This window comes from Microbulbifer epialgicus (assembly GCF_041447265.1).
Taxonomy (GTDB): Bacteria; Pseudomonadota; Gammaproteobacteria; order Pseudomonadales; family Cellvibrionaceae; genus Microbulbifer; species Microbulbifer epialgicus.
The window spans coordinates 85,571-103,081 of record NZ_JBGMEK010000011.1 but is presented as its reverse complement, the minus strand read 5'-3'; the positions used below and the strand labels follow the sequence as shown (position 1 = coordinate 103,081).

Here is a 17,511-nt window from a genome sequence, read left to right as displayed (position 1 = left end):
GCGCTCCAGTTCGTCGGTAAGCTGGGTCTGATGCTTCTTGACGACTTGTGGCTCGAAGGTGCCGGCGCGGTCCCGCGGCGTCTGCAGCTCGAAACTGCCAGCGGGACTTTTCATGGTTTTCGACGTGGTGCCATTTTTGCGGTTGGGCTTGTCCTCGCTGGCGAGGTGCTCTTCCAGCTCCGCCTTCATGGCGGCTTCGGTAAGTTGCTTGATCAGAGGAGTTAGAATGCCATCTTTGCCACTGAGGTCTTTGCCTTCACGCAAGGCCTTGATGGCGGCATCCATATCGAAAGTGGGTTTGGTCATGGGCCATCTCTTTTTTGTTAATGATAAAGAAATGACACAGAGTTCTGAACACTACCGAACTAGCAGGGTGTGGCAGAAAGGTGGCGTGGACAATCGCTTATGCCGTGTACCCAGCGGTTATCGAGCTGCCTGCAAGCGTGTCGTACGGCCTCAGCAGACCCTACCAAACCTTTAAAACGGCTTTCAAAATTTCGATTGAGACAGAGCCAGTGTTTTGGTGAAATTCCCAGTCGCTCAAGAATGGGAGGAATGTTCTCAGAAATGGTACCGCGCTTTCTGGGGGCTAAATATCGACCACTCCAATCCAATAGCTCTAAATAGTGATCCAGCAGCAACGGGGTTGCGCCCTGGCTCCATTGGTTGATAGTAAGCAGAGCGGGAAATAGGAAGGTTCCTAGGGCCGGGATCGTATGTACACAAAATAATCGATCAAAAACGTCTGATATTGATTGACTTGGCAGTAAAAGGCAAAAAGAAAAGCTCGACAGTAATACAGCCGGTACCCCTAGTGTTTGTATACCTGTATACCGACCAAGCCTACAGCCTCCGCTAATCCCAGTAGTTGCAACAGTTGGTTTTCGCAATTGTAAGCCGAAAAAGAGTCTGTGTCCAAAAGGAAAGCCGATCCGTATGAGAATCGCCGACTTACTTTCGCGAATCAAAGCTTACTTTTGTGTTGTGGCTTTAATACCTGCGCTCCTAATCTACCACCCCTGGATAGTGGTCCAGCCGTAATAGCAGGCTTAAATAGTTAGGATCCAACCGAGATATAATAAAGTGCCCCGGAGGATATCTGCTTTACTAATGATATTTAATATGCAAAGTGTTTTGATTACAGAGTAGGTGTATACAGATTGCACTTCGAAATTGAATAAAAACACTATGTCAAACCACCACAGTATATATAGCGTATCCTAGTTAATTAGCCACTTGCATTTGTTCGTAAAATGACCGTATTTGTGTTGCAGAAGTGCGGTGCCGACTTACAAGAGGAGCGTAGCAAAGATTTGATAGAAGCTTCATGGCTGGAGAAAGTAAGCGCGGCTCGTATGGATTCCGTGAGGTGACCAAGAATAGAGAAAATCCCACAAGCATACAGCATGTCATATGTGACATAACATTACATGTTTCACTGTTAGCAAGAGTAAAAACAAGAAAATCAAAATTTATCTTCAGCAAAAGACCAGTAAAACAGCTAATTACTCGAATTTAAAATAATAAAACCCTTAAATTTTGCACAAAAAACAACCAGAGCAATAGCGGAATGAAGCAGAAATGTCGCCAACTAACAACTTCTGTTATTGGCTTAATAAAACTTATTTGTGTTTGTAAAGTTTGTGATACATTACGCTGCCGAGAGGTCGCCGACGGCTCTTTTTAGGAAATGAAATGATGGAAGACTTGAAAAGTAAGATCAATAAGCTTGCTTCCTTTCTTAAAGTAGACAGCCAGAACCAACGCTTGCTCATTGAGTTGGTGGAAACCTGTTTGAGAGCAGGTGAATTGGAAAAAGCTGAGCATTACTTGCAACAAGGCCTAAGTCACTGGCCTGAAGATTCGTCACTGTTGTTTCAGAAGGGCATGTTGTGCATGTATAAAGGTGAGTACAGCGTTGCCATTGATGAATTCTCATCTCAGCTAGGCTCTAAAGTTCCTCAAGATATTGTGAAATATAATATTGCTTGGGCTCAGCTAGCGTTACATCAGCCACAAAATGCATTGAGCACCCTGGATGGGCTGGAAACATTATCACCTAGGTCCGCATTACTTAAAGCGCGGGCACTGCATTATCTGGGACGTATGAAAGAAGCTGAACAGCTCCTTACCTTTGCTAAAACAAGTGAGGAAACTGCGCTGGAAGCGGAGTCAGTATCAGCCCTGTTAGCTCTAGATCAAGAGGATAGAGAATCAGCGCGGACCAAGGCTGATGCAATCCTCAGCAAGTCTCCCCGGAATGTCGAAGCCAATGTGATTATTGGTACCCTGAATTTAGGTGATGGTGAATTACAGGCAGCAGAGAATCACTTTGCCGTTGCTTTAGCAGAAAAACCATCGAGTGGTAGGGGATGGCTTGGAGAGGGTTTGTTGGCACTACTCCGAGGGGAATTTTCACATGCCACAAATAGCCTGCAAAAAGCTGTCGATAATATGCCAACCCATTTAGGTACTTACAATGCTTTGGCATGGGCTCATATCTGTAATGGGGATTTATCAAACGCTGAAAAAACAGCGCTGCGTGCTAAAGAGCTAGAACCGAGATTTTCTGAGACACTAGGGACATTGGCAATAATTAACCTTCTTAAAGGAGAAAGAAATAGTGCTGCTGTCCAGGCAAAGGTGGCAAATAGATTAAGTGCCAACTCCTTTGCAGGTCGTTTTGCACAAGCTCTTCTGGAATCAGATTCTGGAGAGCAGGAAAAGGCTGAAGAAATCGTAACACAAATATTGAATAGTGAAGTCAATGAGCAGGGCGAGCGATTAATTAATTCACTATCTCGCTTTCAATCTTTGTCAGAAACAAAAAAGAATGACTAGTTAGGAATAGTAGTCACATCTTTAACTGCGTTGTAAAGTCATCGGTATGACACCAGAAGTAGCGTTAGAAATGGTCAGAGAAATGCTAGCCACGGCAGGGCTGGTATCGTCTCCCATATTGGGTACGGCCCTGATAGTCGGCATGCTTGTTAGTATTTTTCAAGTTGTAACCCAAATTCAGGAGATGACTCTAACTTTTGTGCCAAAAATGCTAAGCATTATCGGCATAATATTTATCTTTGGTACATGGATGTTAAGTACCATTGTCCTTTATACGGAAGGAATGTTTCGTCGGATCGTTGAGCTGATGTAATGTCAATCCAGGCTGGACTTGATTTTATCGTAAGCATGTTGCTTGTTGCGTGTCGTATTGCACCTACCTTCATGGCATTTCCTTTGCAGCCAGTAATCAGCCTGCCAGCTCGAATCAGATTTTTTTTAATAATTGCGGTTGCGTTGGTCTTAACTCCATTTGTAATAATTAGTGAGATTAGAATTAGCAGTAGCTATGAACTAATTACGATAATGGCAAAAGAGCTAGTTGTAGGCATCACTCTATCTGCTGTGGTAATGGCTGCAATGTCCGTATTTTTAGTTGCAGGAAGGTTGATTGATTTCCAGATGGGGCTTGGTGCGGCGACACTACTAAATCCACAATCAAACACGCAAAACTCCCTCATAGGAACATTGCTTACTTTACTTGGTACAACCATCTTCTTTTTACTGAGTGGGCATCATGCACTCCTTAAAGGCATCATAGAAACATTGAATATAGTCCCCATAGGCAGCACTATCCATCCAAATGGATTGTTAGATGCATTTATTGCATCAGGGATGATGTTTATGTATGGGGCAATCTTGGCTGCCCCCATACTGCTCGGGCTGCTTTTGGTTGATTTGGTTATTGCCGTATTTGCTCGTACGATGCCACAAGTAAACCCATACTTTGTTGGATTGCCACTTAAGATATTTCTCGGCTTATTTATTTTAACCGCTTCTCTAAGTTATTTGATATCACCAATTACCGCGGTTTTTGAGAAAATATTTGACTATTGGGGGCAAGTGCTAGTTCAGTAATGGCCAACAACAATTCATCTTCAGAAAAAACCGAACCAGCTTCTCCGTTTAAACTAAAAGAAGCAAAAAAAAGGGGGCAAGTCGCTAAAAGTTTAGAGGTAATTTCTCTCTTTACGCTAATTGGGTTTTTGATATTAATAGTGGGTATGGGAGAGATACTGGCCGGTCAGCTCCTTGATAATCTATCAGGGATGCTGGACTTCTCCGAAGTGGCAAGTGGTAGTGACGAAAATATCCTAGGTTGGGCTGGCCTTCAAGTTCAAAGGACCATATTCGTTATTGTGCCAATTATGCTGTTGGCGGCGCTGTTTGCGGCATTAGGGAATATAATTCAAACAGGGTTTGTCTTTTCGGGATATCCATTAAAGCCAAGTTTTGACAAGTTAAACCCCGTTAATGGGTTTAAAAAGATATTTTCGTTAAAGACATTATTTGATCTTTTTAAGACACTAATAAAAATTGCCGTCTTAATTGGTTTTCTATTCTTCTATATTAAGAGTAAATTAAACAGTTGGCTTGCACTGGCGAATCATGACCCAAGTTCCGCATTATCTGTATTTATTAGCGCGCTCGTAGAGGTGTTGGCTATGTTGATACCACTAATTGCTGCTATAGCCCTTTTGGATTTCTTGTTTTCAAGAAAAAGTTTCTTAAAGCAAATGAGAATGACAAAACAAGAGGTTAAAGATGAAATAAAGCGTAGAGATGGAGACCCGAAGGTAAAGCAAAAAATAAAAGAACTTCAGCAAGAATTGAGAAGTAAAACTACGGGCCTGGGAAGTGTGCCGTCGGCAGATGTAATTGTAACAAACCCATCTCATATATCTGTTGCTTTAAAATACCATGAAAGCAGTATGCTAGCCCCTAAAGTAATAGCCAAAGGCAAAGGCAAAACAGCTTTACTTATTCGTGAATTGGCCAGAAAACATAACATTAAAATAATGCAAAAGCCACCATTAGCACGGGCACTCTATAAGAGAACAAAAGTAGATGACTACATACCAGTTGAAAGCTACGTGCCGGTTGCAAAATTATTTGGTGAACTAAGAGAAAAACGCTTGCCCCCAATAGCTAGAGATATTAAAGACCAGGATGCACTCAATGCTTGAGAGAATGTTTGGAACAAAGAGTGAGGTTGCCCTTGTTTTAGGGGTTATCGGAATTCTGGTGGTCTTATTCGCACCAATACCATCAGAGGTGTTGGACTTCCTACTATTGTTTAATTTAAGTACTGCCCTACTTATACTTCTTCTAACTTTTTATATGGATCGTCCAGTAGAATTTTCTACTTTTCCGGCAATCCTACTAATAGCCACGCTTCTAAGGCTTGCATTAAATATCGCAGCGACCAGATTGATTTTAAGTGATGGTGATGCAGGTGAAGTTATTGGAGCAGTAGGTGAATATGTTGTTGGAGGAAATTACATTGTAGGCCTCGTTGTTTTCTTCATCCTAATTGTTGTGCAGTTTATAGTCGTAACAAGTGGCGCACAACGAGTTGCAGAAGTAGCTGCTCGCTTTACTCTAGATAGTATGCCTGGTAAGCAAATGAGTATTGATGCTGACCTCAACATGGGACTTATCAATGAGACCGAGGCTCAGAAAAGGCGAAAAGAAATCGAGCGTGAGGCAAACTTCTATGGCTCCATGGATGGCGCAAGTAAATTTGTGAAAGGTGATGCTGTTGCTGGCATTATCATTATTCTTATCGATATTATTGGTGGATTAACAGTAGGAATTGCCCAAATAGGTATGAGCTGGGGGGATGCTCTCCACACCTATACATTAATGACAGTTGGCGATGGCATTGTCACTCAAATACCTGCGTTAATTATATCTACGGCAACCGGAATCATTATTACCCGTGCATCTAGTGACTCCTTTTTAGGTAATGAAATTTCGAAGCAAATAAGTAGATATCCTAAGAGTTTAGTTCTGGTGTGCATTGCATTAGCATGTTTTTCGATCTTGCCTGGGATCCCTCTTTGGCCAATAGGAATATTATTAGCTATTTTTATCCCTACTCTATTCATCATTTTAAATAAAAATCAGTCAGAAATCACTGATGATGAATTAGCTGCGGAAAATGCGGAAGAAAGCAGAAACGAAAACGCTGGGTATCACGATATTATCGTCGAGCCATTAGAAATACAATCGGGTTCTGAGTTGGGTGAGTTCCTATCCAAGGACTCAATTTTTATTGAAAAAATTAAGAGCTTTAGAGGACAGTATACCCAAGAGATGGGTGTAATAGTGCCAACGTTGAAGGTCTCAATATCACAAAGTCTTGAGCCAAATGCATATGAAATCAGATTGTTTGGTTCAAGAGTGGCTAAGTCTGAGTGTTACGAAAATAAGCTTTTGGGAATAAGTACAAGTAGTAGTATAGATGTCAGTGGAATAAAAACTAAAGATCCTTCTTATGGATTACCTGCTGTATGGATAGATAACTCACAACGAAGTCAAGCAAAAGAAAGCGGGCTGACGGTAGTAGATCCGATTACAGTGATATTTACACATTTCAGTGAAGTTATTAGAAAGCATGCTGACGAACTGATAACTAGAAAGGAGACTGAAACACTGCTTTCAAAGGTTAAGATGTCTCAGCCTGGACTATATGATGAGTTAATCCCTGATAATTTATCATTAAGTGATATTCAGAAAATTCTGAAACTGTTAATTAAAGAGAAAGTGCCAATTAATAATATCGAGCTTATTGCAGAGTCTTTGGTTGATAAATCTCGCTCAATAAAAGATGTCCATATACTTGTAGAGTTGGTTCGCCAACAGCTCGGTCGAGTAATATGTGAGCCTTTACTAGATAAAGACGGTACATTGCAAGTACTCACACTAGAGCCTCGACTAGAGAGAAATCTATCAGAAAGTATTAATAATACAGATGGGGTGAGCAGCTTGGCAGCCGATCCAAGGTTGATTGAGACATTTACAATGAGTATTGCTAAATCGGCAGAGCAAATGATTAACTCCGGAAATAAGCCAGTTTTACTATGCTCTGGAAAACTACGAGTGCATATGCGGCAGTTGATAGAGCGCTTTATGCCCCATATGTCAGTTATCTCGTTAAATGAAGTACCAACAAATATACAGGTAAACTCATTTTCAATCGTGAGAGTTAATCAAGATGAAAAAAGCAAAAGAGAGCCAGTAGAAGCGTAATGGAAGGAATTAATACAATCTTAAATACGATGCAATCTGATCTTAGAAAACTTAATTCGATCGGACATAATTTGGCAAATGTTGATACAAATGCATATAAACGTATTGTTGCAGATTTAGAAGTACAGTCGATAGATTTGGTTGGCAAGGAATTAGCTATCACGGGAAGTAATAATATAAATATAGTCTCGAGTTCCCGAGTTGACTATTCAAATGGAGCCTTAAAATTTACTGGCCGAAGCCTAAATGTGGCAATAGAAGGTGATGGTTACTTCCAAGTACGAGATAATGCAGGAACATGGTTAACTCGACAAGGAGAGCTAAAAGTAGATAGCGAGGGATATCTCACATTACTTGACGGATCAAAACTTCAAGGAATTGATGGGGATATTCAAGTCCAACCAGGAACAATTGAAATAAGAAATAACGGAGAGCTTTACCAAGAGGGAGATCAAGTTATTGCTAAAATAGCTGTAGTTGATGCTTCGGATAATATGTTGCAGGAAATAGGTAAAGGAAAATATTCAAGTCCCTCAGTTTCTTTGCTTGAGCAACCGTCGGTTAGGCAAGAATTTCTCGAAATGTCCAATGTAAACCACTTACATGAAATGGTCAGTTTGGTAGAGCTTACTCGACATTTTGAAGGAAGTCAGCAAGTACTTCAGGGATATAGCACTATGATGGAAGAGCTAGTATCTAAAGTCGGTAGAATTTAACAAATATTGATAATTAAGGCCTTGGAAAACCTATGATAGATGCACTATATATTGCCGCGACTGGGATGCGTGCAGAGGCAGCACAAATTGATGCTATATCAAATAATATGGCAAACTTGAATACACCGGCTTACAAGCGCCAGGGAGTCAATTTTGAGAGTTTGATATATCAAACCGAAAAAGTAGGCTCGGTAAATGGGCAGTTACAATCTCAAGGGATGGGGGCTGCGGCTAGCCAAATAACCAGATTTTATGAGCAGGGTGACCTCAAAGTATCTGATGATCAGATGGATATTGCCATATCCGGAAAGGGCTTTTTTGAGGTTGAATTACCTAGTGGATCACTCGCTTATACAAGAGTAGGAAACTTTAAATTAGATGATAACGGTTTTCTTGTAACAGAAAATGGCTATTTATTAGCTGACCGTATTCAAGTTTCACCAGATGCTATAGATATCAATATTTCTGAGTCCGGAGTTGTTTCAGCACGCTTATCTGATAATAGTGAAGAAACCCTTGGCCAAATATCTCTGGCAGGGTTTATGGCCGAGCAAGATCTGGATGTTATTACTGGTGGTCTCTATGGTGCAAATGAAGATTCTGGATCAGCATACTATTCGGAGCCAGGCGAGGACGGTTTGGGTTTAGTTCGACAGGGATATATTGAAGCTTCAAATGTTGACCTTGTTGAAGAGATGCTAAGTTTAACTATGGCACAAAGGGCTTATGAGGGAAGTTCACAAGTTATTCGTGCAGCCGATGAAATTATGAAAATCAATAACTCGTTAAGAGTTTGAACATATAAATGAAGCAGTATAAACATGTAGTAATTGTTTTTATGGCTGCTTCATTCGCTGTCGCAGAGGAAATTAAAATAAAACTGCATCCTATAATTAATCAAAAAAGTAAAGCAGTTTTATTAAGCGAAATTGGAGAAATAAGTTCTAAGTTAGAGAAAAATAAGGAAATACTAATTCCAGGTAATCTACAAAGAGATAGGACGGAAAGGGGATATTGGGTAGATAAATCTGATTTATCGAGCCTAATTATGGCTCTATACCCTCAACATCATTTGAATATCTTTGGCCCAGACAAAATTAAAGTTAATTGTCCTTTGTTTAATCTGGATATGGATGTCGTCAATTTAAAAGTGAAGAAAGTTTTTCATAGCAAAGTTGAAGCGGGCAGTGAGCTATCAATAGTACCGTATGACAACATTCCTGAAGTCAACCTTTGTGCTGAGCCAGATCAGATAGTTATAAAGAGATTTTCAAAGGGAAAAATAAAATCAAGAGAAGCAGTGAATGTATCACTAGAAAGCAAAGGTAGAGTTATTTACAACTTCCCACTTTGGTTAAAAATAGCACATTACGATACAGTGCTACAAGCTGCCAGTTCCTATAGGAAAGGTACCTACTCAGATAAAGTTATAGTAAAAGAAAAATACACTGATATAGCTAAATTAACGCACACTCCAATTGAAACCATACCACAAGGGATGCGCCTCAAGAATCATATCAATACAAGTGAGGTAATAACAACTGATGACTTTGAGCTTATACCATCGGTAGAAATGGGAAGGTCGGTAGTAATTTTATCAGTGGTTAAAAACATAACAATAGTTGCCAAGGGTAAGGCCAAATCTGATGGGGATTTAGGTGATTTGATATTAGTCCAACTAGAGAACGGTGAAAATATGTTCGAAGGTAAGGTTATAAGAAAAGACACGGTGCTTGTGCAGGGGGAAATGTGAAGAAAGCTGTAAAGGTACTCTTATCTATCATGTTCATTAATGTCTTAATGATAGATAGAGCATACTCTGAATCACTTTTTAGTGATGAAACATTTATCCCGCTAATAGCTGACTACCGTGCAGTAGCGATAGGAGATACCGTTACTATTGTAATTGTTGAAACCTCTCTTGCTCGTGCGAATGATGGAGGAAGTGGTTCCGCAGCGATTTCTGTTGGTGCTGCTGGGCATCTTTCCACAACGACAAGAGAGGAAATAGGAGGGGGATCTCTAGATTTAAGTGTTGGGGGATCAAGCGATAGTAGCACAAATAGGGATGGTCTATTTAAGGCTGTTATTACTGCAGATGTAGCGGAGATAAGCCCGAGCGGCAATCTTTTCCTCCACGGAAAACAGCATTTATTAGTTAACGGGGAAGATCAATATATTTCAGTGACAGGTTGGGTTAGTCCTTATCATGTAGATGATAATAATACCGTACTTTCTAGCCGGCTAAGTCAGGCAAAGATCGTATATTCAGGGAAAGATCCGGATAGGATTAGTATTTGGAATAAAATAGCAGGTTTTATCTGTTGCCCAGGAGATGGGAAAATTGATGATGATGTATACAGAATAGAAGAAATTGAAGCTGATACTAATATAGAAGATGAAGTTTTTGGTAAGTAGAGATATTCTTATGAGAAGTTTCAGGTGGAAACTTTCCTATTCATTTACGATATTGACTATTGCTTTTTTTATTATGAGCGATGTCAATGCCACGGTACGACTTAAAGAGTTTGCTCGCGTTGAAGGTGTTAGAGATAATGCCTTAGTTGGCTATGGATTGGTGGCAGGTCTTGCAGGTACTGGCGATACGCGTCGTTCAGATGCTACGATACAATCGATAGCAAATATACTAGCTAGATTTAATGTAATAGTTGATGAACAAGAAATCAGTAGCCGTAATGTAGCAGCTGTTATTGTTACAGCAAATCTCCCTGCTTTTTACCAGCCTGGTGATAAAATTGATATTAATATTGCATCAGTTGGTGATGCGCGGAGTCTAATCGGGGGTACATTATTAATGACTCCACTAACGGCAGCCAATGGAGTTATATATGCTTTGGCACAAGGACCAATTTCCGTTGGAGGGTATTCATACGGATTAAATGGAAATGTTATTCAAAAAAACCACCCAACGGTAGGTGTAATTACAAATGGTGCAACAGTTGAGAAAGCTGTAAACACGAAGTTGCTAGAAGAAGGTCAGCTTAGTGTGGTTTTGTCCGAACCTGACTTTACAACTGCTGCTAGAGTTAAAAAAGCCATTAAAAGTGCTTTCCCCTCGCTAAATATTACCACTGAGCATGCAGGTAAAATAATTGTTGATGTGCCCACCAATATTGATTTAATTGATTTGATCGCTGATTTAGAAAATATATCCATAACGCCGGACAGTATCGCTAAAATCATTATTAATGAGCGAACAGGTACCGTAGTTTCGGGAGGTTCCGTAAGAATTGATGCCGTTTCAATATCCCATGGTAACTTGGAACTAAGCATATCTACAGATTATGCTGTGTCGCAACCAAATATATTTTCTATTGGCCTAAATAAGTCAAATCTAACAGATGAAAATGGCCAAGGTATTTCTACTGTTGTTGTGCCGGATACTAATATCAGTGTTAAGGAGCAATCGCTAGCATCAGTATCGCTGCCATCAGGAAGTACTGTAAATGATCTTGTTCGTGCTCTAAAGCAGATACACGTTAGCACAAGAGATATGATTGCTATCTTACAGGCAATAAAATCTGCTGGCGCATTGCATGCAAGACTCATAATTAAATAAATGAAGAATTACGACATGATTGAACTGATTGATAGTATTGCAGGAAGTTTACTTAATAAGTCTCTTGATCGAACAACTGTTGAGAATCGCCTTATTGCAAATAACATTGCAAATATAGATACGGAGGGTTATAGGCCGCTTACTACAGAGTTTGGTCGGTCATATGAAAAAATAAGACAGGCCCTGAGTGAGAATGACTTTACTGACTTGGAGAAAGTTTCTTCTTCGTGGAAGCCCGCTGAAGAAGTTAGCATTCACCCTACTTACCATAGTGTCAGCCTTGATCAAGAAATGGTTAAACTAGCCAATAACACTTTGCAATTCCAGTCTCTATCTGTCGCAAAAACAAAATTATCTGAAATATTAAAGACTGCAATTAAAGGAGGTTAGTAATGATAACTGATAGTTTTGCAATAAGTTTAGATGGCTTAGAGTATCAACGCCTAACGGTTGATACCGTAGCGATGAATATTGCTAATAGTACCAAGACATTTAGCAATACCATGGATGTTTATAAGCCTCGGGATGTGGTAGCCAGTACTAATGGTCAGATGGATGCAAATGGCATTGATGGAATAACTGTTTCCGAAAGAAATGTTGAACCCAAACGTATTTATGATCCTTCACATCCCTATGCTAATGAAGATGGATATATCTTAAAACCAGCAGTTGATAGCGTCGAGGAAATCGTTAGTTTAATGACTGCTGTGCGCGCATATCAAGCGAACATACAGGCCTTAGAAGCTTCCAAAAAGATCATTCAATGGACAATTGATATGAGTGCCAAGTAATGAGTATTGATGCAATTAATCCAATTGGAGAGTTTAAAAAGATTGAGCTGCCATCAAGTTCAGAGGTAAGAAATAATAATTTTTACCAAGCTGTTTCGTCAGAATTGCAGCATGTCAGTGAACAATATCGCGTTGCTGAAGAGCAGGCTTTAACGCTTACAGTAGGCAATCTGGATGATGTCCATCAGGTAATGTCAGCAATCAACAAGGCCAAGTTGAGCTTTGAATTGGTAACTCAGGTTCGAAATAAGTTACTTGAAGGTTATCAGGAAATTATGAAGATGCAGGTATAGTGGAATAGTTGTTATGCACATAGATTTTAAATCATATCAAAAGAAAATATTCGCCGGCCTTTTTGTTCTGTCGAGTATTTTAGCTGTTGTGCTATTCCTCTTGATTAAAACTGGTAGTGAAATATTGGTTAGCGATCTACAAAAAGGTGAGATTAGTAGTGTAACTAGAACGTTAGTAGATAATAACGTCTCCTTTGAAATAGATGAACAAAATGGAGCGATTTCAGTCTCAAGTGAGCAAATCCCAGTTGCTCGAATGCTGTTAGCCGAAAATGGGCTGCTTGATATAGAAAATGTTGGTTTTGAAATTTTTGATGATGCTTCGTATGGCTTAACTGAGTTTTCCCAGAAAATTTATTATCAGAGAGCTCTCCAGGGAGAGATTGAAAAGTCAATTAAAACTTTAGATGTGGTTCGTAGCGTAAGAGTCCACCTTGTACTTCCGGATAATTCTCTTTTTAAGAGAAGTCAAGAAGAAGCTAAAGCTTCTGTAGTTTTGACTGTTAAAAATCAATATGCTCTTAGACAGGATAAGATAGTTGGGATTCAAAATCTTGTCGCTGCTTCTGTGCCTAAGCTAATGCCCAGTAAAGTAACTATTATGGACTCTAAGGGAAACCTCCTGTCCAGTTCTGAGTTGCTTCTTGGTGATGCTCTACAAAAAGTAGAATTTAAAAGAGAACTCGAAGAATATTACACTGCAAAGGTAAACGAAATTCTTTTTAAAGTAATTGATCAAAAGAATGCAGTTGTAAGTGTTGATTTAACTATAGATTATTCAAAGTCTGAAAGTACACAGCAAAATTCGCTTCCGCTTGTGAATTCTGATTCCGGAGTTTTGGTGAGCAATAAGGTTAGTAGGGAGTATAGAGAAGACAGTACATCAAAAAGGTCTAGTTCTAAGGGAAAAAGCAGCGAAAATGACATTCTATCTGAGAGTATTGAAAATAATTATCAATATTCCAGTGAGTTAGTAAAGAAGCAAGTTAGCCCAGGGCGGATCATAAGAAAAGGCGTCTCAATATTGTTAACAAGTGAGCTGGGCGAGGGACAATTACAGAAGCTGCGAGATTTGGTTGCTAATGCTGTCGGTCTCAATGAAGAAGCTGGAGATAAAATATCAATTGAATTTATTTCTTTAGAGAAAACGATAAAATCTGATCTTGCGTCAAATGCAACCCAAGAGATGGTAGGTGAAAAATTAAAAGAGCCTGTAAAGGTTCTCTTGAGAGACTCTTCTCTTCAAAAATACGATATCAATAAGTTTTCATCTATTAAAATATACGTGTATGCCGGTATTTCTTTCTTTATTTTGATAATTTTGTTTTTTATTTTTGGTCGAGGAAGGTTGAATTCAACTGAGCGTCTGGAAGTTTTAGATGATATGAGAATATGGCTCAACGAAAGCTCAAGTTCGAGACAAGCTGATGTTAAATAAACCTGCGAAGTTGGCTGCTGTTAGGTATAAATCATTATCCTTTCTAGATCGTATCTGGATACGCTCTAGGTTAAATGGTGATTGCAAGTTAGTTTTAGATAATGCGCTAAGAGACTTGAAGAAATCAGGGATTAAATCACTGAAGTACAGTGAAGTGACTAACCTTATAGCTGACGAGAGCATATCTGAAGTTAATGATATAGGTTGCCAGCAAGATCGAGTTCTTCCGAAATATGTTTCTTTAGTGGAAACTGGAGGGAAGCAGAAAATATTTTTGAAGGGTAACGTCACACCATACGTATCTGATTTGATTAGCACCCGGTCGGTAGAATATATGACAGGTGAATTTTAATGTCTGATATAATTCGTCGCGCTAAGATAGGTGGAACCCATAAGATAGAATTTTATACGCCTGATGCTAATCCTGTTGTAACGGAAGACACTGATGCAAAGGTTGAAAATATTGAGGCGCAATTTGAACATGAGAAAAAGCTAACAAAATCTCTTAAGCAAGAAATTTTGACATTACAAGAGCTTATTAGTAGGCAAAACTCAGAGCTTGAAAATTTACGAAGTAACTTGCTTGACTTAGAGAAAACCTATGATTTAACAAAGAACGAATATGCAAAAGATATTGAATCCAAATTAAAGCAAGGTTATGCAGACGGTTGGAAACAAGCGGAGGATGAATACAAGCAGCATTTCACTAATGAGGTCGCTAAAAAATCAGAAGAGTTTGAGAAGAACTTGGAGCTGCTGGGCGAATTTTCCAAGTCCCAATGGTTAAAAGTCACAGAGAGCCTTTCATTACTTGCCCTAGAAGTTTCTTGCAAAATTTTAGGGGTTGAATATGCAAAGCAAAGTGGTTTAAGAGCATTTATATCAAATGTAATAGAGGTGCTACCTAATGAAAAAAAATTGACTATAAAGGCTTCACCACTTGATGTTGATCGAATTCGAAGTATACGTAGTGAAATAGAGTATACGTTTAATTGTGAGATTAGCCTCATTCCGGATGATGATCTGCGGTTGAGTGATCTATTAATTGAATATGATGTTGGCGTTCTGGATGGTGGTCTTGAAAGGCAATTAATGGCAATTAGAAAGTCTCTGTCACAAGAATTTAATTGTGAGCAATCTTAATAAATGAATACTACGGCTAGTCTTGTAGAGAGTATTAAAACTACCAATACCATAGGTAAATTTGGCAAGTTAGTTAGTTTTCATGGAACATATGTATCTGCTACAGGTGTTGACGCTCGTATTGGCGACTTATGCTATATTTATAAAAAGAATAAGGCCGAAAACATTCGGTCTGAAGTTGTCGGCTTTGATAAAGATAATATAATTCTTATGCCCTTCGATACAATGACAGGGTTAATGCCTGGGGACCGGGTAGAAAGAATAAATAATAATACAAAATATATATATAGCGATCGACTGATTGGTAGAGTAATCGACGCATTAGGAGAACCTTTAGACTCTCTTGGTGATATCTCTTCAATTGGTAAAGGGCCATGGAAAACTCCCGGCCCAATTAACCCTTTTGAAAGGAAGAGAATTGACACAATTGCTAATACTGGAATCCCGATAATTGACGGATTACTTACCCTGGGTAAAGGGCAAAGGGTGGGTATATTTTCTGGAAGTGGCGTAGGAAAAACAACTTTAATTAATCAGTTGCTTAGTGCTAGTGATACCGAAGTAAATGTAATTGCATTAATTGGCGAACGAGGTCGCGAAGTAACAGAGTTTATAGAGTGTATTTTGGGAAAGGAAGGTCTGTCAAAGTCCGTAGTAATCGTCGCCTCAGCCGAACAGCCACCCTTGTGTCGTGTATATGCGGCGCACACTGCAGCCAAGATTGCAGAGTATTTTAGTTATCAAGGAAAGGATGTCTTGCTGACCATTGACTCAATAACGAGATTAGCAATGGCCCAAAGAGAAATTGGTTTAGCCAGGGGGGAGCCGCCTTCCGTTAAAGGCTATACGCCTTCCTGTTATTCTATTTTACCAAACCTCATTGAAAAATCTGGTGCCTTTAAGACTAGAGGCACTATCACCGCCTATTATACGGTGTTAATAGAAGGTGATGATATGAGTGATCCCGTAGCCGACTATATGCGAGGGATTCTAGACGGCCATATAGTTTTAGACCGAGATATAGCCGCTCAAGGTAAATACCCTGCAGTCAATATACAGGAAAGTGTTAGTAGAGCTAAGGGGGCGCTAATCAATGATGCTGAAAAGTCAATCCTCATGCTGATATATAAATATCATTCATTATTCCATGAATCTAAGTCAATGATAGATATCGGAGCATACAAGGAAGGTGAAAATGTTGAATTGGATAAAGCTATATATATTGAAGGAAGAATTAATGATTTATTTTATACCGGTAAGTCGTTAGATAGAAATACTGTAATGGATGAACTGAGTAATATAATAAGTTCTGCTAATCAACGGAAGTCGAGTTGATTTTATAAAGATAAAATATGATATCTAAACTAAGGAAAATGGATTGTAAAATCCAAGCGCTTATCACTTATAAGCAGAAGTTAACTAATGATAAAGATGAACTGGCTGGCGTTATTGGTGAAATGAAAAGGCAGCTTGATGATTTTAATTTTCAGAAGGCTAGAGCCTTAACAAGATTGCACGATACTGAAGAGTATATTGACTATAAATATCAATCTAAAATGCTAGATTTTAACCTTATCAGCGCTCAAGAATACTATTTGGAAAGTGAGAGCCGAAATATAGACGAGCTTAAGGGTAAAATTGATGATATTGAAAGTTCTATCGCAGAAATAAATAGCGAATACATATCTGTTCAAGCTAGAATTAACGAAATTGATATAAAGATTGTTTGCTCAAATAAAAAGCGTGCTCGTTACTATGCCATATATGAAGATTTGTATTTTAGTGACCTTTATTTAATGAGCACAATAAATAAGACAGGATCATGCTAAAATGAACTCAACGAGCATAAAAGAATTCTCGTCTGTAACTACTCCGAAGGGAAGCGCTGAACTTGATAATGGAGAAAAAAATCTAAGGATTAAAGAGTGGGAAAAAGCCCTTATAAATGCGTCTGATTCACGCTCAAACTTTACAGAAGTTCAAACTAAAGCTCTACCGAGTGAGCTAAGACGAGATGAAATCCTCAGTTCAAATGAAGTGATATCTAAAACTCTCAGGAACTCTAATGAAATTCATAGGCATATTGCGATAGGAAACTATCAGGCAATAGGTCAAAATGTGCACGATCAGCTGAGGAGTATCGAAAGCCCTGTAGATAAATTGAAATCTGGACCCTCGATTTTTAATACTCAAGTGGCTGCTATAAATACGCAGGGTTACTATAAATCTGTAATGACGGAGAAAAATTTGACTCGTGCGATAGCAAACAGTTTACCAGAGAGAACTAAAGTACAGCTTGTGACTGGAAGCGGTGGGGTTGAAATACGTATTCGTGATTATCATGGAAATGTAGATGAAATAAAACATGTAGTGTTTCAGTCTTCAAAGAAATTGAAGTTGATGATAAATAGGTTGGTTATTAATGGTTCTGTTGTTAAAGGATTGGAGTATTAAA

At 39.0% G+C, this 17,511-nt stretch carries 20 protein-coding genes; 19 read left to right on the top strand and 1 reads right to left on the bottom strand.

The window, feature by feature from the left end; genetic code table 11:
- The coding region (locus ACCI49_RS07480; protein ID WP_371838335.1) for a transposase at positions 1 to 306 on the bottom strand (306 nt) is incomplete at its 3' end.
- A gap of 1,389 nt (positions 307 to 1,695) precedes the next feature.
- Here ACCI49_RS07480 and ACCI49_RS07475 point away from each other — a divergent pair.
- From ACCI49_RS07475 to ACCI49_RS07385, 19 genes are read left to right on the top strand one after another with little or no spacing between them, the layout of a single operon-like run.
- Complete coding sequence (locus ACCI49_RS07475) at positions 1,696 to 2,841, top strand: tetratricopeptide repeat protein (protein ID WP_371838334.1); 1,146 nt, start codon at positions 1,696 to 1,698, stop codon at positions 2,839 to 2,841.
- Between the two features lie 46 nt (positions 2,842 to 2,887).
- Positions 2,888 to 3,154 carry a flagellar biosynthesis protein FliQ gene (fliQ, locus tag ACCI49_RS07470; RefSeq protein ID WP_371838333.1) on the top strand — a complete coding sequence of 89 codons (267 nt, stop codon included), beginning with the start codon at positions 2,888 to 2,890 and terminating at the stop codon, positions 3,152 to 3,154.
- Positions 3,154 to 3,918: a flagellar biosynthetic protein FliR gene (locus ACCI49_RS07465; protein ID WP_371838332.1), complete on the top strand. Its 765-nt coding sequence runs from the start codon at positions 3,154 to 3,156 to the stop codon at positions 3,916 to 3,918. The genes fliQ and ACCI49_RS07465 overlap by 1 nt, the downstream gene beginning before the upstream one ends.
- Complete coding sequence (flhB, locus tag ACCI49_RS07460) at positions 3,918 to 5,027, top strand: flagellar biosynthesis protein FlhB (RefSeq protein WP_371838331.1); 1,110 nt, start codon at positions 3,918 to 3,920, stop codon at positions 5,025 to 5,027. Before ACCI49_RS07465 ends, flhB begins: the two co-directional genes overlap by 1 nt.
- The gene (locus tag ACCI49_RS07455) at positions 5,020 to 7,095 is read left to right on the top strand and encodes a flagellar biosynthesis protein FlhA (protein ID WP_371838330.1); all 2,076 of its coding nucleotides are present in this window, start codon (positions 5,020 to 5,022) and stop codon (positions 7,093 to 7,095) included. The genes flhB and ACCI49_RS07455 overlap by 8 nt, the downstream gene beginning before the upstream one ends.
- Positions 7,095 to 7,811, top strand: coding sequence for a flagellar hook-basal body protein (locus ACCI49_RS07450; RefSeq protein WP_371838329.1), 717 nt, complete (start codon positions 7,095 to 7,097; stop codon positions 7,809 to 7,811). The genes ACCI49_RS07455 and ACCI49_RS07450 overlap by 1 nt, the downstream gene beginning before the upstream one ends.
- 32 nt (positions 7,812 to 7,843) lie before the next feature.
- Positions 7,844 to 8,608 carry a flagellar hook-basal body protein gene (locus ACCI49_RS07445; RefSeq protein ID WP_371838328.1) on the top strand — a complete coding sequence of 255 codons (765 nt, stop codon included), beginning with the start codon at positions 7,844 to 7,846 and terminating at the stop codon, positions 8,606 to 8,608.
- 8 nt (positions 8,609 to 8,616) lie between these two features.
- Positions 8,617 to 9,564 carry a flagellar basal body P-ring formation chaperone FlgA gene (gene flgA / locus ACCI49_RS07440; protein WP_371838327.1) on the top strand — a complete coding sequence of 316 codons (948 nt, stop codon included), beginning with the start codon at positions 8,617 to 8,619 and terminating at the stop codon, positions 9,562 to 9,564.
- On the top strand, positions 9,561 to 10,229 hold the full coding sequence (locus ACCI49_RS07435) for a flagellar basal body L-ring protein FlgH (RefSeq protein WP_371838326.1): 669 nt from the start codon (positions 9,561 to 9,563) through the stop codon (positions 10,227 to 10,229). Before flgA ends, ACCI49_RS07435 begins: the two co-directional genes overlap by 4 nt.
- 10 nt (positions 10,230 to 10,239) lie before the next feature.
- Positions 10,240 to 11,391, top strand: a complete 1,152-nt coding sequence (locus tag ACCI49_RS07430; protein WP_371838325.1) for a flagellar basal body P-ring protein FlgI — start codon at positions 10,240 to 10,242, stop codon at positions 11,389 to 11,391.
- A gap of 15 nt (positions 11,392 to 11,406) precedes the next feature.
- Positions 11,407 to 11,781: a flagellar basal body rod protein FlgB gene (locus ACCI49_RS07425; protein ID WP_371838324.1), complete on the top strand. Its 375-nt coding sequence runs from the start codon at positions 11,407 to 11,409 to the stop codon at positions 11,779 to 11,781.
- A 2-nt stretch (positions 11,782 to 11,783) separates the two neighbouring features.
- Complete coding sequence (gene flgC, locus ACCI49_RS07420; RefSeq protein WP_371838323.1) at positions 11,784 to 12,182, top strand: flagellar basal body rod protein FlgC; 399 nt, start codon at positions 11,784 to 11,786, stop codon at positions 12,180 to 12,182.
- A complete protein-coding gene (gene fliE, locus ACCI49_RS07415) occupies positions 12,182 to 12,475 on the top strand; it encodes a flagellar hook-basal body complex protein FliE (protein ID WP_371838322.1) in 294 nt (97 codons plus the stop codon). Before flgC ends, fliE begins: the two co-directional genes overlap by 1 nt.
- A gap of 13 nt (positions 12,476 to 12,488) precedes the next feature.
- Complete coding sequence (fliF, locus tag ACCI49_RS07410) at positions 12,489 to 13,913, top strand: flagellar basal-body MS-ring/collar protein FliF (protein ID WP_371838321.1); 1,425 nt, start codon at positions 12,489 to 12,491, stop codon at positions 13,911 to 13,913.
- A complete protein-coding gene (locus ACCI49_RS07405; RefSeq protein ID WP_371838320.1) occupies positions 13,903 to 14,265 on the top strand; it encodes a hypothetical protein in 363 nt (120 codons plus the stop codon). The genes fliF and ACCI49_RS07405 overlap by 11 nt, the downstream gene beginning before the upstream one ends.
- Positions 14,265 to 15,056, top strand: coding sequence for a FliH/SctL family protein (locus ACCI49_RS07400; RefSeq protein ID WP_371838319.1), 792 nt, complete (start codon positions 14,265 to 14,267; stop codon positions 15,054 to 15,056). Before ACCI49_RS07405 ends, ACCI49_RS07400 begins: the two co-directional genes overlap by 1 nt.
- 3 nt (positions 15,057 to 15,059) lie before the next feature.
- Positions 15,060 to 16,391, top strand: coding sequence for a FliI/YscN family ATPase (locus tag ACCI49_RS07395; RefSeq protein WP_371838318.1), 1,332 nt, complete (start codon positions 15,060 to 15,062; stop codon positions 16,389 to 16,391).
- A gap of 17 nt (positions 16,392 to 16,408) precedes the next feature.
- On the top strand, positions 16,409 to 16,885 hold the full coding sequence (locus ACCI49_RS07390) for a hypothetical protein (RefSeq protein ID WP_371838317.1): 477 nt from the start codon (positions 16,409 to 16,411) through the stop codon (positions 16,883 to 16,885).
- Position 16,886: 1 nt separating this feature from the next.
- Positions 16,887 to 17,510, top strand: coding sequence for a hypothetical protein (locus ACCI49_RS07385; protein WP_371838316.1), 624 nt, complete (start codon positions 16,887 to 16,889; stop codon positions 17,508 to 17,510).
- The last annotated feature ends 1 nt before the right edge of the window (position 17,511 follow it).

Coding starts and splice junctions, on each gene's coding strand:
- ACCI49_RS07475 (WP_371838334.1), top strand. CDS start 1,696: ATGATGGAAGACTTGAAAAGTAAGATCAATAAGCTTGCTTCCTTTCTT.
- fliQ (WP_371838333.1), top strand. CDS start 2,888: ATGACACCAGAAGTAGCGTTAGAAATGGTCAGAGAAATGCTAGCCACG.
- ACCI49_RS07465 (WP_371838332.1), top strand. CDS start 3,154: ATGTCAATCCAGGCTGGACTTGATTTTATCGTAAGCATGTTGCTTGTT.
- flhB (WP_371838331.1), top strand. CDS start 3,918: ATGGCCAACAACAATTCATCTTCAGAAAAAACCGAACCAGCTTCTCCG.
- ACCI49_RS07455 (WP_371838330.1), top strand. CDS start 5,020: ATGCTTGAGAGAATGTTTGGAACAAAGAGTGAGGTTGCCCTTGTTTTA.
- ACCI49_RS07450 (WP_371838329.1), top strand. CDS start 7,095: ATGGAAGGAATTAATACAATCTTAAATACGATGCAATCTGATCTTAGA.
- ACCI49_RS07445 (WP_371838328.1), top strand. CDS start 7,844: ATGATAGATGCACTATATATTGCCGCGACTGGGATGCGTGCAGAGGCA.
- flgA (WP_371838327.1), top strand. CDS start 8,617: ATGAAGCAGTATAAACATGTAGTAATTGTTTTTATGGCTGCTTCATTC.
- ACCI49_RS07430 (WP_371838325.1), top strand. CDS start 10,240: ATGAGAAGTTTCAGGTGGAAACTTTCCTATTCATTTACGATATTGACT.
- ACCI49_RS07425 (WP_371838324.1), top strand. CDS start 11,407: ATGATTGAACTGATTGATAGTATTGCAGGAAGTTTACTTAATAAGTCT.
- flgC (WP_371838323.1), top strand. CDS start 11,784: ATGATAACTGATAGTTTTGCAATAAGTTTAGATGGCTTAGAGTATCAA.
- fliE (WP_371838322.1), top strand. CDS start 12,182: ATGAGTATTGATGCAATTAATCCAATTGGAGAGTTTAAAAAGATTGAG.
- fliF (WP_371838321.1), top strand. CDS start 12,489: ATGCACATAGATTTTAAATCATATCAAAAGAAAATATTCGCCGGCCTT.
- ACCI49_RS07405 (WP_371838320.1), top strand. CDS start 13,903: ATGTTAAATAAACCTGCGAAGTTGGCTGCTGTTAGGTATAAATCATTA.
- ACCI49_RS07400 (WP_371838319.1), top strand. CDS start 14,265: ATGTCTGATATAATTCGTCGCGCTAAGATAGGTGGAACCCATAAGATA.
- ACCI49_RS07395 (WP_371838318.1), top strand. CDS start 15,060: ATGAATACTACGGCTAGTCTTGTAGAGAGTATTAAAACTACCAATACC.
- ACCI49_RS07390 (WP_371838317.1), top strand. CDS start 16,409: ATGATATCTAAACTAAGGAAAATGGATTGTAAAATCCAAGCGCTTATC.
- ACCI49_RS07385 (WP_371838316.1), top strand. CDS start 16,887: ATGAACTCAACGAGCATAAAAGAATTCTCGTCTGTAACTACTCCGAAG.